Consider the following 15,351-nt stretch of genomic DNA (forward strand, 5'->3'; position numbering starts at 1 on the left):
CGCCATGACCACGCTGACCACGACCACCTCTCCCCCGTCGACCCCTGCTCCCACGAGCAGCCCGCGCGTCACCGGGACCCTGCGCGTCACCGGCACGCTGGGCGAGCGCTACCGCGAGATCCTCACGCCCGAGGCGCTCGACTTCCTCACGCTGCTGCACGACCGGTTCGTGGCGCGCCGCCACGAGCTGCTCATGGACCGCCAGCAGCGCCGCCAGGACGTCGCGGACGGCATCGACCCCGACTTCCGCGCCTCGACGCGGCCCGTGCGCGACGACCCCTCGTGGCGCGTCGCGGGCTCGGCCGGCGCGCCGGGCCTCGAGGACCGCCGCGTCGAGATCACCGGCCCGACCGACCCCAAGATGACGATCAACGCCCTCAACTCCGGCGCCAAGGTCTGGCTCGCGGACGCCGAGGACGCGTCGAGCCCCACGTGGCGCAACGTGATCGAGGGCCAGCTCGCGCTGCGCGACGCGATCCGCGGGACGCTGACGCACACGACCGGCTCGGGCGAGCACCGCAAGGAGTACCGCCTGCGCTCGACGACGCTCACCGACCTCCCGACGATCGTGTTCCGCCCGCGCGGGTGGCACCTCATCGAGAAGCACATGCGGTACGTCGACCGGGCGGGCGTGAGCGTGTCGGCGTCGGCGTCGCTCGTCGACTTCGGGCTCTACCTGTTCCACAACGCGCACGAGCTCGTGGCGCGCGGTCGGGGACCGTACTTCTACCTGCCCAAGCTCGAGGGCCACCGCGAGGCGCGCCTGTGGAACGACGTGTTCGTGCTCGCCCAGGAGCACCTCGGCCTGCCGCAGGGCACCATCCGCGCCACGGTGCTCATCGAGACGCTGCCCGCGGCGTTCGAGATGGACGAGATCCTCCACGAGCTGCGCGACCACTGCGCCGGGCTGAACGCCGGGCGCTGGGACTACCTGTTCTCCGTCATCAAGGCCTTCCGCACCCGCGGCGACTCGTACGTGCTGCCCGACCGCGCGCAGGTCACCATGACCGCGCCGTTCATGCGCGCGTACACCGAGCTGCTCGTGCAGACGTGCCACCGGCGCGGCGCGCACGCGATCGGCGGCATGAGCGCGTTCATCCCGGACCGCCGCCGACCGGACGTCACCGAGCGCGCGTTCGAGCAGGTGCGCGCCGACAAGCGCCGGGAGGCGACGGACGGGTTCGACGGCACGTGGGTCGCGCACCCCGACCTCATCGAGGTCGCGCGCACCGAGTTCGACGCGGTGCTGGGGGACGCGCCGAACCAGGTCTCGCGGCAGCGCGACGACGTCCGCGTGGGCCAGCACGAGCTGCTCGACATCGGCTCGGCCCGCCGGGCCGGGGCGACCGTCACCGCGGCGGGGCTGCGCTCGAACGTCTCCGTCGGGGTGCGGTACCTCGAGTCGTGGCTGCGCGGTGTCGGGGCGGCCGCGATCGACCACCTCATGGAGGACGCCGCGACCGCCGAGATCTCGCGGTCGCAGGTGTGGCAGTGGATCGCGTCCGGCACGCGCACCGAGAACGGCGTGCCGATCGCGCGCGAGCGCGTCGAGGCGCTGCTCGCGGAGATCGTCGACGACCTGCCGCGCACCCCGGGGAACCGGATCGACGACGCGGCGCACGTGTTCCGCGCCGTCGCGCTCGCCGAGGACTTCCCGACGTTCCTCACCATCGGGGCGTACTCGCAGTTCCTCGTGGGCTCCGAGGTGGACCAGCCGTAGCGGACTCCCGCCCGCCACGACCTCGGTGCCGTCGCCCACCCGGCGGCGGCACCGAGGTCGTGCTCGGGAGGGAACGAGATCGTCCTCGACGGGAAGGTCCGCGGTGTGGGAACATCCGGCCACGCACGGTGGCACCTGTCGTCCGGGCGCCCGCCCGCACGACACCGGAGCACCATGAGCACCCCTGTGACGCCGCCGTCCTCGCCGACGGCTCCTCCCGGCCCGACCCCCTCCTCCCCCGCCACGGCCGCGCGCCCGAACCCGTACGCGGCACCGCCGCTCGCGGCGCGCCCCGGCCCGCCGCACCCGGGCGTCCCGCAGCCCGCCGCGCCGCACCCGGGACCGTCGCACCCCCAGGCCCCGCGGCCCGCCCCGACGCCCCCGGCACCGGGACGTACCGGCCTCTCCCGGACCGCCGTCGGGCTGCTCGTCGGCGTCGTGTGCCTCGTGGTCGGCGGAGGGACGGGGTACGCCGCGGGCGTCGCGACCGACGCGGGCGCCCGGATCGCCGCGTGGGTCACGGCCCCGACCGACGACGCGTACGGCGACGAGTGGCCCGGCAACGGCTGGTCCGACGAGGACTGGTCCGAGGGCGACTGGGAGGGGACGGGCACGCGTGACGACCCGTGGCTCTTCGACGGGTACACGATCGGTGGCGTGGAGTGGGAGGTCCTCCTCGAGGAGCCCTACGAGGCGACCGCGGAGGTGCTCGCGCACGACGACGTCAACACCCCGCCGCCCGACGGCACCGAGTACTGGATCGTGCCCGTGACCGCCACCTACACCGGGTTCAGCTCGCAGGTGACCGCGTGGGGCGCCGTCGACATCGGGTTCATCGGGGACGACGGCGTCTCCGCCGACGGCGGGTGCGGCGCGGTGCCGCAGGCGCTCGTCGGCACGGGGCTGATCGGCGCGGGCGACACCGTGACCGGCAACGTGTGCCTCGCGGTGCCCGCGGGCGCCCCCGGCCTCTGGACGCTGTCGCTGGAGCGGGAGGAGCCCTGGTACCTGCGCGCGGCCGACCCGCTCGCGGGCTGACGCTCCCCCTCGCGCGCCGCACCCGGGCGACCTCTCGCCGGTCGGCCGTCGCTCAGCCGGCGGGGCGCCGCGCGTCGAACACGTCCCGGTTCTCGCGGATGGTGCGTGTGTGGGCGAGCGCCCACTCGACGAGCGCGAGCACGGGCGGCAGCAGCGTCTCGCCGAGGCTCGTGAGCGCGTAGTCGACGCGCGGCGGCACGACGGCGTGGACGGTCCGGCTCACGAGGCCGTCCCGCTCGAGCTGGCGCAGGTTGAGCGTGAGCATGCGCTGCGAGATCCCGTCGATCCCGTGGAGCAGCTCGGTGAACCGCTGCGGGCCGCCGGAGAGCATCCCCAGGATGAGGACGCTCCACTTGTCGCCGACCCGGTCGAGGACCGAGCGCACCTCGCTCGTGGCCTCGGCCGCGGCGCAGCCGCCGTCGACGGGGATGCCGTGGCGCTCGGCGAGCTCGCGCACCACCGGTACGTCCGTGCTGGGCGTCGTCGTCATGGGGGTCTCCGTCTTCTTCGGGTGCTGCTCCGTGTTCCTCACGCACACCGGTGTGCCTTTTGTACCGGTGCTCATGGTTACCCATCATGTGCCCAGGCACAAAGAGTGACCGGCCATCCTGGGCCGTCGCCGCCTCCTCTCGAAGGACTCACGCATGAACGTCGCCCTGTGGATCGCCTCCGGTCTGCTCGCCCTCGCCTTCGTCGGCGCGGGGCTCATGAAGGCCCTGCGCCCGATCCCCGTGCTCCAGGAGCAGATGCGCTGGGTGACGCCCGAGCGCGCGGCAGGCGTGCGCGCCATCGGGTGGCTCGAGGTGGCCGGCGCCGTCGGCGTGATCCTCCCGTGGGCGCTCGGCGTCGCGCCGGTGCTCACCCCCGTCGCCGCGGTCGGGCTCGCGCTCACGCAGGTCGGCGCGATCCCCCTCCACGTGCGCCTCGGCGAGGCGAAGGCCGTCCCGGCGAACGTGGTGCTGCTCGCCCTCGCGGTGTTCGTCGCCGTCGGCCGGTTCGCGGCGCTCTGACCCGCGGGCGGGCCGCGGCCCCCCGGCCGCCGCGGGCTGTGGGGACCACGCGGACGGCCTCGCGACAGGGCGACAGATCGGCCCCATCCCGACACTCTCGCGCGGCCGGCGGTCCGCTGGACAGCCCCGCGGCCTCCGCTACGCCGTCGCGACGAGCGGGTACCGGCGGCGCAGGACGAGGCGCTGCCCGAGCGTCCACGTCACCGTCACGAGCAGGTACAGGGCAGCGGCGAGCGGCACGAAGCAGGCGATCACGGCGGTGACGAACTGCAGGGCACCGAGCGCGTTCTGCAGGCCCGGGCCGGAGAGCACCGCCGCACCGGACATGCTCGGCCCGGTGTCGGCGCCGGGCGTCGTGCGGGGCAGCGCGAGCCGACCGCCGGGCAGGGAGGCGCGGCGCGTGAGCTCGCCGACGAGCGCGATCGCGAGCACGACCACGCCGGCCACGACCACGGTCGGCACGCCACCCGCCCCGAGCCCGCCGACGAGGCTCGAGCCCAGGGGCGCCCCGAACAGGGTGTGGCCGAGCAGCGCGTTGCCGTGGCCGGCGATCTCCGCGTGCAGGAACAGCGCGTAGACCGCCCCGACCACGGGCGCCTGGGCCAGCATCGGGAGGCACCCCGCGAGCGGCGTCGTGCCCTCCTGGGTGTAGAGCTCCACGGTCGCGCGCCGCAGCCGCTCGGGGTCGTTGCGGTGCCGACGTTGGAGCTCGGCGAGCCGCGGTGCGAGGCGCGCGCGGTCGCGCTCCGCCTTCGCCTGCGACACGCCGACGGGGACGAGCAGGGCGCGCACGGCGAGCGTCAGCAGGACGACGGCCGCCGCGGCCGCGGCGCCGCCCGCGAGGGGTTCGAGCAGGTCGGACAGGCCCATCAGCGCGCGGTACGCGGCGTCGAGCACGGTGGAGACGAGCGGGAGGTCGAGCAGGTTCATGGTGGTGTCCTCGGTCGAACGTGCGGGGTACGCGTTCGCCGATCACCCTGCGATGGGCAGGCAGCAGCACGCCGCGCAGCGACGCGGGTGCGGGTGGGGTCCCTCGGCCGGGTGATCAGCCGAGGGGTCGGCCGGGAGCCCGGGGCCGGGCACGACCCGGGGCGTCCGGGTCGCTCTGCGTGACGGCGGGACCGACGTCGACCGCGTCGCGCAGGCGGCCCGCGGGGCGAGCCGCCACACCGAGCGCGAGGGGCGCGCCCCAGCGCGCGGCCACGGCGGCCACGGCCGCGACGAGGGCGGTGGCGCCGAGGAGGAAGAGCGTGGCCGTGAGGGTCGACGTGCCGAGCAGGAGCGTGAGCGCGGAGGCGAGGTCGCGCGCCACGACGAGCAGGTCGTTCATCGCACCGCTTCCTCTCCGGTCCCGGCCCGTCGGGGCCCGCGGTGGGCCCGCCGTGGGGCCCGTCGGTGGAGCCAGCCTAGGCCACGTCGAGCGCCGCCCACTCGTCGTCGGTGAGCAGGCGAGACCGGATGATGAAGCGCACGCCCTCGGGCGCCTCGACGCTGAACCCGGCGCCGCGGCCGGGCACGACGTCGATCGTCAGGTGGGTGTGCTTCCAGTACTCGAACTGCGCGCGGCTCATCCATACGGGCACGACGAACCGGCCGGCCGCGCCGTCCGCCCCGGCGGGGCCGTCCGCGGCGGGGCCGTCCGCGCCGGGACCGTCCGCGTCGGGACCGGGCACGTCGACGACGAGGTCGCCGAGGTGCACGTCGGCGTCGCCGAGCAGGAAGTCGCCCTGCGGGTAGCACATGGGCGACGACCCGTCGCAGCACCCGCCGGACTGGTGGAACATGAGCTCGCCGTGGACCGCGCGCAGCCGCGCGAGCAGCGCACCGGCGTCGTCGGTGAGCGCGACGCGCGCGGGCATCGCGCCCACTGGACGGACCGAGGGAACGTCGTCGACCACGGGACCCTCCACGTGTCGGCCGACCAGGCGATCCCGGCGCCGCGAGCAGGTGGTCGTGGTCCGTCCGGACGGCCGGACGAGCCAAGACCACCTGCTCGGCGGCCGGAGTGAGCCGAGCCCGTGGTCGGTAGGCGGGCAGGGCGGGTGGGGTTGGTCTAGAAGAAGCCCAGCTTCTGGGCCGAGTAGGAGACGAGGAGGTTCTTCGTCTGCTGGTAGTGGTCGAGCATCATCTTGTGGTTCTCGCGCCCGACGCCGGAGCCCTTGTACCCGCCGAACGCGGCGGCGGCGGGGTACGCGTGGTAGCAGTTCGTCCACACGCGCCCGGCCTCGATGGTGCGGCCCGCGCGGTAGGCGGTGTTGCCCGACCGCGACCAGACGCCGGCCCCGAGCCCGTAGAGGGTGTCGTTGGCGATGGTCATGGCGTCGTCGAAGTCGGAGAAGTCGGTGACCGCGACGACGGGCCCGAAGATCTCCTCCTGGAAGATCCGCATCGAGTTCTTGCCCTCGAAGATCGTGGGCGTCACGTAGTACCCGCCTGCGAGGTCGCCGCCGAGCTCGGCGCGCGACCCGCCGGTGAGGACCTTCGCGCCCTCGGCCTTGCCGATCTCGATGTACGACAGGATCTTCTCGAGCTGGTCGTTCGACGCCTGCGCGCCGATCATCGTCTCGGTGTCGAGCGGGTTGCCCTGCTTGACGGCCTGGGTCCGGGCGACCGCGTCGCCGAGGAACGTGTCGTAGATCGACGACTGGATGAGGGCGCGCGACGGGCACGTGCACACCTCGCCCTGGTTGAGGGCGAACATCGTGAACCCCTCGAGGGCCTTGTCGTAGAAGTCGTCGCGCGCGTCCGCGACGTCGGAGAAGAAGATGTTCGGCGACTTGCCGCCGAGCTCGAGCGTGACCGGGATGATGTTCTGGCTCGCGTACTGCATGATCAGGCGGCCGGTCGTCGTCTCGCCCGTGAACGCGATCTTGCGGATGCGCGGGCTGGACGCGAGCGGCTTGCCCGCCTCCACGCCGAACCCGTTGACGACGTTCACCACCCCGGGCGGCAGCAGGTCCCCGACGATGTCCATGAGGAAGAGGATCGACGCGGGGGTCTGCTCGGCCGGCTTGAGCACGACGCAGTTGCCCGCCGCGAGCGCCGGGGCGAGCTTCCACACGGCCATGAGGATCGGGAAGTTCCACGGGATGATCTGCCCGACGACGCCGAGCGGCTCGTGGAAGTGGTACGCGATGGTGTCCTCGTCGATCTCCGAGATCGACCCCTCCTGCGCGCGGATCGCGCCCGCGAAGTAGCGGAAGTGGTCGATCGCGAGCGGGATGTCGGCGGCGAGCGTCTCGCGGACGGGCTTGCCGTTCTCCCACGACTCGGCGACGGCGATCCGCTCGAGGTTCTCCTCCATGCGGTCGGCGATCTTGTTGAGGATGTTGGCGCGCTCGGTCGCGCTCGTGCGGCCCCACGACCGGGCGGCGCCGTGCGCGGCGTCGAGCGCGCGCTCGATGTCGTCGGCGGTGCCGAGCGCGACCTCGGTGAACGTCCGGCCCGTCACCGGGCTGGGGTTCTCGAAGTACTGCCCTCCGGCCGGCGCGACGTACTCGCCGCCGATCCAGTGGTCGTACCGGGCCTTGTACTCGGCGATCGCCCCGTCCGTGCCGGGGGCTGCGTAGACCGTCATCGTCTGCCTCCTCGCAGTGCTGACTCGCAGTGCTGGTCCTCGCCGCGCTCCTGGGGAGGTCGTCGTCGGGCGGGGAGCGTCCGACGGCGGTGCGCGGCCCGGCGCCTCGTCGCGCCGTGCGGCCGACGGTAGGCACCGCAGGGTTGCAGGACCGTTGCAGCGGGCGGATTGCCAGACCTCAGGCGAGCTCGTCGTCGAGCAGGTCGAGGTGGGCGCGGGCGCGGACCCACAGCGGGCTGCCGTGGTCGGCGACGCGCTGCAGCCGCGTCCACGCGGCGTGGTCCTCGGCGCCGTCGTCGGTGCGCGTCCACGCGTCGAGCACGTCGGCGCCGCCCGCGGCCACGACGGCGGTGCGCAGCTCGGCCGCGAGCTCGGCGCGCAGGTGCTCGACGGCGGGCGCGCCGGAGCGCGGCAGGAGCGGCGCGCGGTAGGCGGCGACGGCGCCGCGGACGTCGCCCGCCGCGAGGTGGTCCCGCACGACGTCGGCGTCGGTCCGCAGGGGTCGTGCGAGCCGGTAGGGGCGCGACCCCGCGAGGAGCGCGCCCGCGACGCGCCGCAGGCGCGACACCTCGGCACGGACGGTCACGTCGGAGAGCTCGCCGGGGTGCAGCAGGACGGCGAGCTCGTCGGCGGACAGCCCGCGGGGGTGCGTCGCGAGGAGCACGAGGATCTCGGCGTGCCGTAGCGACAGGCGGTGGTCGAGGCCGTCCGGCGAGCGCAGCACGGGCGCGGTCCCGAGCACGAGCAGCTCGGGCGCGCCGTCGCGGGGCGGTCCCGGGACCCGGCCGGGGCCGTCGTCGAGCCCCGTCGTCGCGGCGCGCTGGGCGAGCTCGCGCTCGAGGCTCAGCACGGTCGCGCGCACGAGCGAGAGCACGACGCCCGACGCGGCGGACTGGCGCCCGGTGACGTCGAGGACCCCGAGGACGCGCCCGGTCGCGGGGTCGTGGACGGGCACGGCCGTGCAGCTGAACGCCTGCACGGGCCGGGAGAAGTGCTCGGCGCCGAGCACCTGGACGGGGCTGCGCGTCGCGAGCGCCGTCCCGGGCGCGTTCGTGCCGACGCGTTCCTCGCGCCACACCGACCCCTCGACGAACCCGACACGGTCGACGGCGTCGCGCAGCGCCCGGTCGCCCTCGACCCAGAGGAGGCGGCCGGCGTCGTCGGACACGGCGACGACGAGGCCGTCGTCGGCGGCGGCGTCGACGACGAGCTCGCGCACGACGGGCATGACGCCGGCGAGCGGGTGCGCCTCGCGGTACGCGACGAGGTCGTCGTGGGCCAGGCCCGAGTCGGTGCGGGGCGCCTCCGGGTCGACGCCGCTGTGCACGGACCGGCGCCACGAGTCGGCGACGAGCGGGTGGACGCCGCGCGGGAGGATGCCGTGGTCGAGGAACGAGCGGTAGGCGGCGCGCACGGAGCGCGGGTCGCGGCGCGCGTCGGGGCGGCGCGGGTGCTCCTTGGAGCGGGGCGGCGGTGCGGGAGTGCGCGGCACGGGACCTCCACGTCGTCGTGCGGTGCTGGGGCCAGTGTAGGTCGCGCGGGGGGCGGCGCGAGCGGGCGTCAGCCGGTCCCGGGCGGCGCGTGGCCGGCGGTCGCGACGTCGCGCGCGACGCGGCGCAGCGCGCCGAGCACGACGGTGGTCGCGGCGGTGGGCGCCGCCCCGCGCCGCACGGCCGCGTACACCGGGCGGGTCCGGGGCACGCGGAGCGGGCGGGCGTCGACGGCGTACCGCGGGTCGACGGCGAGGCCCGGCAGCAGCGCGACGGACAGCCCGGCCTCGACGTGCGCGAGCAGCAGCTCGTAGCTGGGCAGCCGGGCGACGACGCGCGGCTCGAATCCGGCCTCGCGGCACGCGCTCTCGACGAGCGTGGACAGGTAGCGCCCGGGCAGGTCGGCGGCCCACCGCGCGTCGGCGAGGTGCGCGAGGTCGGCCGGTTCGCCAGGGGCCCGGTCGCCGCGCTCCGTGACGAGCACGACGGGGTCCTCGAGCAGCGGGACGGTCGCGACATCGGGGCCGGCGAGCAGCGCGCCGTCGAGCAGGTCGGCGGTCACCGCGACGTCGACGTCCGCGCGCCGGAGCGCGGGCCCGCTCTCGCGCGGGTCCAGCTCGTCGATCTCGACCTCCACGCGCGGGTGCTCGACGGCGAGCCGCGCCGCGAGCGGGATGACGAGCGCCCGCACCGCGCTCGCGAACGCGGCGACGCGCACGGCCCCGGCGGGCTCGCCGTCGGGGTGGGCGAGCTCGGCCTCGGCGAGCGCCATCTGGTCGAGGATGACGCGCGCGTGCCGGGCGAGAGCACGGCCCGCGGGCGTGAGGCGGACGCGTCGGCCCGTGCGTTCCAGGAGGCGCGCGCCGGTCTCGGCCTCGAGCGCGGCGAGCTGCGCGGAGACGGCGGACGGGCTCAGGTGGAGCGAGGCCCCGACCGCGCGCACGGTCCCCAGGCTCTCGAGCCGCGCGAGGATCTGCAGCCGGGCGGCGTTGAGCACCTACGCACCTCCCTCCCTGTGCTGATTGTCCGCACAGACTGTACGCGGACTCGTGCTGTACGCGCACAAGGATGCGTCCCTACGCTCCGAGAATGACCCTCTCGCCCTCCCCCGCGCCCGCCCGCCCGTCCGCCCCCGGCGCGGGCCCGAGCACGGCCGCCGCGGACGACGCCGCGCGCTTCTGGGCCGACGCCGACCGCCACCTCGTGCGGTACGGCGGCCCGTTCACGCCGGAGATCGTCGAGAGCGCGTCGGGCAGCTTCGTCACGACGGCGGACGGACGCCGCGTCCTCGACTTCACGTCCGGCCAGATGAGCGCGATCCTCGGGCACAGCCACCCGGCGATCGTCGAGACGGTGCGCCGCCAGGTCGGGACGCTCGACCACCTGTTCTCCGGGATGCTGTCGCGCCCGGTCGTCGACCTCGCGCGCCGGCTCGCGGGGACGCTGCCCGACCCGCTCGAGAAGGTGCTCCTGCTCACGACCGGGGCCGAGTCGAACGAGGCCGCGATCCGGATGGCGAAGCTCGTCACGGGACGGCACGAGGTCGTCTCGCTCGCCGGGTCGTGGCACGGCATGACGCACGCCGCGGCCGCCGCGACGTACAGCGCGGGCCGCCGCGGCTACGGCCCGACGGCGCCCGGCAACCTCGTCATCCCGGTGCCCAACGCGTACCGGCCCGACCACGTCGCGCCCGACGGCACGCACGACTGGCGCCGTCAGCTCGACCTCGCGTTCGACCTCGTCGACGTGCAGTCGACGGGCAGCCTCGCGGCGTGCCTCGTCGAGCCGATCCTCAGCTCGGGCGGGATCGTCGAGCTCCCGCCCGGCTACCTCGCCGCGCTGCGCGACAAGTGCCACGAGCGCGGGATGCTCCTGATCCTCGACGAGGCGCAGACGGCGCTGTGCCGCACCGGCTCCTGGTACGCGTTCGAGGGGCGCGACGGCGAGGAGCCCGTCGTGCCGGACATCCTCACCCTCTCCAAGACCCTCGGCGCCGGGCTCCCGCTCGCCGCGGTCGTCACGAGCGCCGAGATCGAGGCGCGCGCGCACGAGCGCGGCTTCCTCTTCTTCACGACGCACGTCTCGGACCCGCTCGTCGCGGCGGTCGGCTCCACGGTGCTCGACGTCCTGGAGGAAGGGCGGACGGATGCCCGCGCGCGTGTGCTCGGCGACCGCCTGCGCACCGGGCTGCTCGACCTCCAGGACCGCCACGCGACGATCGGCGACGTGCGCGGGCGCGGACTGCTCCAGGGCATCGAGCTCGTGCTGGACCGCGAGACGAAGGAGGGCGCCGACGCCCTCGGTGCCCTCGTGACCCGGCGGGCGCTCGAGCTCGGGCTCCACATGAACGTCGTGCAGCTCCGCGGCATGGGCGGCGTGTTCCGCATCGCCCCGCCGCTCACCGTGAGCGAGGAGGAGCTCGACCTCGGCCTCGAGCTGCTCGACCGGGCGCTCGGCGACGCGACGCGCGAGCTCCTGGGCTGACCGCCCGTCATCCGGGCGGGTCGGCCACCCGGCGCGCGCCGACGGCGAGCACCCCGTCGCGCACGACCGTCACCGGGCCCAGCGCGGGGACGTCGAGCGACGCGCGCACGCCGTCGAGGACCCGGTCGTCGGCGCCGTCGGGCGTCTGATGGACGAGCCAGAGCGCTCCGCCCGGGACGAGCAGCGCGGCGAGCGTGCTCGCCTCGGCGTGGGCCACCCGCGTCCAGAAGACGTTGACGTCCACCGCGAACGCGACGTCGAACGGGCCGCCGGGGACGTCCGGACCGCCGGTCGCCGCGAGCTCCCCGCGCCGCACGACGAGGCGGCCGTCGTCGACAGCGACCCGGTTGCGCGCGGTCGTGCGGGCGACCGCCGTGGCGGACCGGTCGAGCGCGACGTACCGCACGCCGGGGTGGGTGGCGAGCACGAGCTCGGCGGCCGCACCGGGACCGGGGCCGATCTCGAGCACGGCCTCGTCGCCGCGGAGGTCGAGCAGCGCCACGGCCCGCCGCACGCGCTCCGGGACGGTGGCGGTCACGCGTCCAGTGTGGCCACCGGAGCGGGCGTCCGCAGCATGCGTTTACACCGTCTCAGCATGCGTCACGAGCCTTCCGTGATGCGGACGGCCGACCTAGCCTGACGAGCGAACGCCCACCACGCGCCCGGAGGACACGATGCCCGCACCGCTCGACACCAGCGAGAAGATCACGCAGTACGCCCACCCCGACCGCCTCGTGAGCACCGACTGGCTCGCCGAGCACCTGGGCGAGCCGGGCGTCGTCGTCGTCGAGTCCGACGAGGACGTGCTGCTCTACGAGACCGGGCACATCCCCGGCGCGGTGAAGATCGACTGGCACACCGACCTCAACGACCCGGACACGCGCGACTACATCGACGGCAAGGGCTTCGCCCAGCTCCTCGGCAGCAAGGGCATCGCGCGCGACACGACGATCGTCGTCTACGGCGACAAGAACAACTGGTGGGCAGCCTACGCGGCGTGGGTCTTCACGCTGTTCGGCCACGAGGACGTCCGCCTGCTCGACGGCGGCCGCGGCAAGTGGATCGCCGAGGGCCGCGAGGTCACGACGGACGTCCCCGAGCCGGTCGCGGTCGAGTACCCGGTCGTCGAGCGCGACGACGTGACGATCCGCGCGTTCAAGGAGGACGTCCTCGCGCACATCGGCAACGGGCCGCTCGTCGACATCCGCTCCCCGCAGGAGTACACGGGCGAGCGCCTGCACATCCCCGACTACCCGGAGGAGGGCGTGCTGCGCGGCGGGCACATCCCGACGGCGCGCAACGTCCCGTGGGCGACGGCGGTCGCCGAGGACGGCACCTACAAGTCGCGCGAGCAGCTCGAGGCGATCTACCAGGAGGGCGGCCTCGGCCTCGCGACGGACGACGAGGTCGTCACCTACTGCCGCATCGGCGAGCGGTCGAGCCACACGTGGTTCGCGCTCACGTACCTGCTCGGCTTCGACAAGGTCCGCAACTACGACGGCTCGTGGACCGAGTGGGGCAACGCGGTGCGCGTGCCGATCGTCAAGGGCGAGGAGCCCGGCGAGGCCCCGGCGTCGCTCAACTGACCCACGCACAGCACGAGCGTGCCCGACGGCGCGCGGCCCGCCCCCGAGGACGGACCGCGCGCCGTCGGCGTGCTGCGGGCATACGTCACGTCCACGGAGCGTTCCGCACGGTGGGACTGCCGTCCCGCCGCCCCGGCCCCGATGCGAGGATCGCCACCATGAGCTCCCCCTCCGACGCTTCGCCCGACCTGCCCGCGACGCTCGCGGAGATCCGCGAGGACTTCCTCGCGATGCCGGAGCGCGAGCGCCTCCAGCTGCTGCTCGAGTTCGCGAACGAGCTGCCCGACCTCCCCGAGCGCTACGCGAGCGCGCCCGGTCTGCTGGAGCGGATCGAGGAGTGCCAGTCTCCGGTGCGGGCCTTCGCGGAGGTCGACGACGCGGGCGTCGTGCACTTCTACGCGACCGCCCCCGCCGAGGCTCCGACGACCCGCGGCTTCGCGTCGATCCTCGCGCAGGGCCTCTCGGGCCTGACGGTGCAGGAGGTGCTCGACGTGCCCGACGACTTCCCGATGTCGATCGGCCTGACGCGCGCGGTGAGCCCGCTGCGCATCGGCGGCATGAACGGCATGCTCACGCGCGCCAAGCGCCAGGTCCGCGAGCAGGTAGCGGCGCGCGGCTGACGGGAGGTCCTGCACAGACCGGCCGAGCATGCGGTTGCCGCCCGCCCGGCCGACGCGACGGGACGCATCCGCATGGTCGGCGTCAGTCTCGGAGGGCCAGGCGTCGCGCCAGGACGGCGCAGACGACGAGCTGGAGCTGGTGGAAGACGATCACCGGCACGGCGACGACGCCGGCGACCGCGACGGGGAACAGCACGCTCGCCATGGGCAGGCCCGTCGCGAGCGACTTCTTCGACCCGCACATGAGGAGCGCGACCCGGTCCTCGGTCGAGAGCCCCAGCGCCGCGCCGCCCCACCACGTGGCCGCGAGCATGACGGCGAGGACGAGCGCGCTGACGACGAGCAGCGCGACGATCGACCACCCGGACACGCTCGACCACACGCCCGCCGACGACGCCGCCGCGACCGCCCCGAACACCACGACGAGGATCGTGCCCCGGTCGACGCCGAGCGTGAGCCAGCGCCGCGCGCGGACCCAGTCCCCCGCCCACGGCTGGAGGAGCTGCCCGACGACGAACGGCAGCAGCAGCTGGAGCAGCACGGTACGCAGGCCGCCGAGCCCGCCCGTGGGGCCGTCGGCTCCCCCGCCGGTCCCCGTCATGAGCCACAGCACGAGCAGCGGGGTGATCACCATGCCCGCGACGTTCGACACCGTGGCGCCGCAGATCGCCCCGGCGACGTTGCCGCGCGCGACGGAGGTGAACGCCACGGACGACTGCACGGTCGACGGCAGCAGCGACAGGTAGAGCATGCCGGCCGCGAGCGGCGCCCCGACGAGCGGCTCGATCGCCCACGCGGTGACGAGCCCGAGCACCGGGAAGACGACGTACGTCGCGGCGAGGATCCCGCCTTGCAGGCGCCAGTTGCGCAGCCCGGCCCAGACCTCCCGCGTGGACAGGCGCATGCCGTAGACGAGGAAGAGGACGGTGACCGCGACGTCCGCGGCGGCGTCGACCACGCGCTGCGCGCCCGGCCCCACGGGCACGACGAGCCCGAGCACGAGCACCACGAGCAGCGTCACGACGAAGGGGTCGACCCACCTGCTCAGGACTGCGCGCACGGGGACCGAGCCTAGCCCGGCGCACGACCCGGGGCGGCACCCGCTCCCCAGGCCCCGGCAGGCGCCCGCCGTCCCGGCCCGGAGCGCCCGACCCGGGGCTGTCCCGGCCGGTCAGAACAGCGTGTAGCCGCCGTCGACCGTGACGACGGCGCCGGTCATGAAGCTCGACGCCGCGCTCGCGAGGAACACGACGGGCGGCCCGATCTCCTCCGGCTCCGCCCAGCGCTGCATCGCCGCGGGCGCGACGCAGTCGTCGTGGTACTCCGGCCGGTCCACGGGCGACGCCTCGGTGCGCACGTACCCGGGCGCCACCGCGTTCACGCGGATGCCGTGCGGCGCCCACTCGGCGGCGAGGCCCTTGGTGAGCTGGTGCACCGCCGCCTTGGACGCGAGGTACGCGGGCTGCCAGCGGGGCCGGTTGACGATCGACGCGGACATCGAGCCGACGTTGACGATCGTCCCCGGCCGGCCCTGCGCGACGAGCTCGCGGGCGACGGCGCGCGAGCAGTACCAGACGCCGTCGAGGTTGGTCGCGAGCGTGCGGTGCCAGACGTCGTCGCCGATCTCGAGGGCCGCGCCGCCGATCGACACGCCCGCGTTGTTGACGAGCAGGTCGACCGTGCCGAGGTCGGCGGCGGCGCGCGCGACGACGTCGTCCACCTGCTCGCGGTCGGTGACGTCGAGCACGTAGCCGCGGGCGTCGGTCCCCGCGTCCCGGAGCGGGGGGGGGGGGGGGGGGGGGGGGGGGGGGGGGGGGGGGGGGGGG

16 protein-coding genes are annotated in these 15,351 nt (G+C 75.0%); 6 read left to right on the top strand and 10 right to left on the bottom strand.

Annotation, left to right across the window (positions count from 1 at the left end; translation table 11 throughout):
* Positions 1–4 precede the first annotated feature (4 nt).
* Both aceB and AC3WT4_RS19325 read left to right on the top strand, forming a co-directional pair.
* Complete coding sequence (gene aceB, locus AC3WT4_RS19320) at positions 5–1,720, top strand: malate synthase A (protein WP_492316247.1); 1,716 nt, start codon at positions 5–7, stop codon at positions 1,718–1,720.
* Positions 1,721–1,894: 174 nt separating this feature from the next.
* The gene (locus tag AC3WT4_RS19325; protein ID WP_146177641.1) at positions 1,895–2,758 is read left to right on the top strand and encodes a hypothetical protein; all 864 of its coding nucleotides are present in this window, start codon (positions 1,895–1,897) and stop codon (positions 2,756–2,758) included.
* 52 nt (positions 2,759–2,810) lie between these two features.
* Here the strand turns inward: AC3WT4_RS19325 and AC3WT4_RS19330 are convergent, their stop codons facing one another.
* Positions 2,811–3,248: a winged helix-turn-helix transcriptional regulator gene (locus tag AC3WT4_RS19330; protein WP_083385278.1), complete on the bottom strand. Its 438-nt coding sequence runs from the start codon at positions 3,246–3,248 to the stop codon at positions 2,811–2,813.
* 154 nt (positions 3,249–3,402) lie between these two features.
* Here AC3WT4_RS19330 and AC3WT4_RS19335 point away from each other — a divergent pair, with 154 nt between their 5' ends.
* Positions 3,403–3,768 (top strand): DoxX family protein, encoded by a 366-nt coding sequence (locus tag AC3WT4_RS19335; protein WP_492316248.1) that lies wholly within the window; start codon positions 3,403–3,405, stop codon positions 3,766–3,768.
* 138 nt (positions 3,769–3,906) lie between these two features.
* Here AC3WT4_RS19335 and AC3WT4_RS19340 read toward each other — a convergent pair whose 3' ends face one another.
* From AC3WT4_RS19340 to AC3WT4_RS19365, 6 genes are all read right to left on the bottom strand, one after another.
* Positions 3,907–4,698 (bottom strand): YidC/Oxa1 family membrane protein insertase, encoded by a 792-nt coding sequence (locus AC3WT4_RS19340; protein ID WP_492316249.1) that lies wholly within the window; start codon positions 4,696–4,698, stop codon positions 3,907–3,909.
* A 115-nt stretch (positions 4,699–4,813) separates the two neighbouring features.
* Positions 4,814–5,098 carry a DUF6412 domain-containing protein gene (locus AC3WT4_RS19345; protein ID WP_074809159.1) on the bottom strand — a complete coding sequence of 95 codons (285 nt, stop codon included), beginning with the start codon at positions 5,096–5,098 and terminating at the stop codon, positions 4,814–4,816.
* Between the two features lie 76 nt (positions 5,099–5,174).
* Positions 5,175–5,627: a DUF779 domain-containing protein gene (locus tag AC3WT4_RS19350; protein WP_492316250.1), complete on the bottom strand. Its 453-nt coding sequence runs from the start codon at positions 5,625–5,627 to the stop codon at positions 5,175–5,177.
* Between the two features lie 194 nt (positions 5,628–5,821).
* Positions 5,822–7,345 (bottom strand): aldehyde dehydrogenase, encoded by a 1,524-nt coding sequence (gene adh / locus AC3WT4_RS19355; RefSeq protein WP_492316251.1) that lies wholly within the window; start codon positions 7,343–7,345, stop codon positions 5,822–5,824.
* A 178-nt stretch (positions 7,346–7,523) separates the two neighbouring features.
* Positions 7,524–8,837: a transcriptional regulator gene (locus tag AC3WT4_RS19360; RefSeq protein ID WP_492316252.1), complete on the bottom strand. Its 1,314-nt coding sequence runs from the start codon at positions 8,835–8,837 to the stop codon at positions 7,524–7,526.
* A gap of 68 nt (positions 8,838–8,905) precedes the next feature.
* Positions 8,906–9,832, bottom strand: a complete 927-nt coding sequence (locus tag AC3WT4_RS19365; RefSeq protein ID WP_492316253.1) for a LysR family transcriptional regulator — start codon at positions 9,830–9,832, stop codon at positions 8,906–8,908.
* A gap of 92 nt (positions 9,833–9,924) precedes the next feature.
* Between AC3WT4_RS19365 and AC3WT4_RS19370 the strand changes: the two genes are divergently transcribed.
* Positions 9,925–11,319, top strand: a complete 1,395-nt coding sequence (locus tag AC3WT4_RS19370; RefSeq protein WP_492316254.1) for an aspartate aminotransferase family protein — start codon at positions 9,925–9,927, stop codon at positions 11,317–11,319.
* A gap of 7 nt (positions 11,320–11,326) precedes the next feature.
* Here the strand turns inward: AC3WT4_RS19370 and AC3WT4_RS19375 are convergent, their stop codons facing one another.
* Positions 11,327–11,857 carry an SAM-dependent methyltransferase gene (locus AC3WT4_RS19375; RefSeq protein WP_257418606.1) on the bottom strand — a complete coding sequence of 177 codons (531 nt, stop codon included), beginning with the start codon at positions 11,855–11,857 and terminating at the stop codon, positions 11,327–11,329.
* Between the two features lie 136 nt (positions 11,858–11,993).
* Between AC3WT4_RS19375 and AC3WT4_RS19380 the strand changes: the two genes are divergently transcribed.
* Together AC3WT4_RS19380 and AC3WT4_RS19385 are read left to right on the top strand one after the other, a co-directional pair.
* Positions 11,994–12,905 carry a sulfurtransferase gene (locus tag AC3WT4_RS19380; RefSeq protein WP_021483735.1) on the top strand — a complete coding sequence of 304 codons (912 nt, stop codon included), beginning with the start codon at positions 11,994–11,996 and terminating at the stop codon, positions 12,903–12,905.
* A 158-nt stretch (positions 12,906–13,063) separates the two neighbouring features.
* Entirely contained in the window at positions 13,064–13,525 is a 462-nt protein-coding gene (locus AC3WT4_RS19385) for a SufE family protein (RefSeq protein WP_021482841.1), read from the top strand.
* Positions 13,526–13,607: 82 nt separating this feature from the next.
* Here AC3WT4_RS19385 and AC3WT4_RS19390 read toward each other — a convergent pair whose 3' ends face one another.
* Positions 13,608–14,585: a bile acid:sodium symporter family protein gene (locus tag AC3WT4_RS19390; RefSeq protein ID WP_074809151.1), complete on the bottom strand. Its 978-nt coding sequence runs from the start codon at positions 14,583–14,585 to the stop codon at positions 13,608–13,610.
* A 111-nt stretch (positions 14,586–14,696) separates the two neighbouring features.
* A partial coding sequence (locus AC3WT4_RS19395) for an SDR family NAD(P)-dependent oxidoreductase (RefSeq protein ID WP_492316255.1) occupies positions 14,697–15,351 on the bottom strand: 655 nt, incomplete at its 5' end.

The organism is Cellulosimicrobium sp. EB106-03-01-XG111, assembly GCF_058792115.1.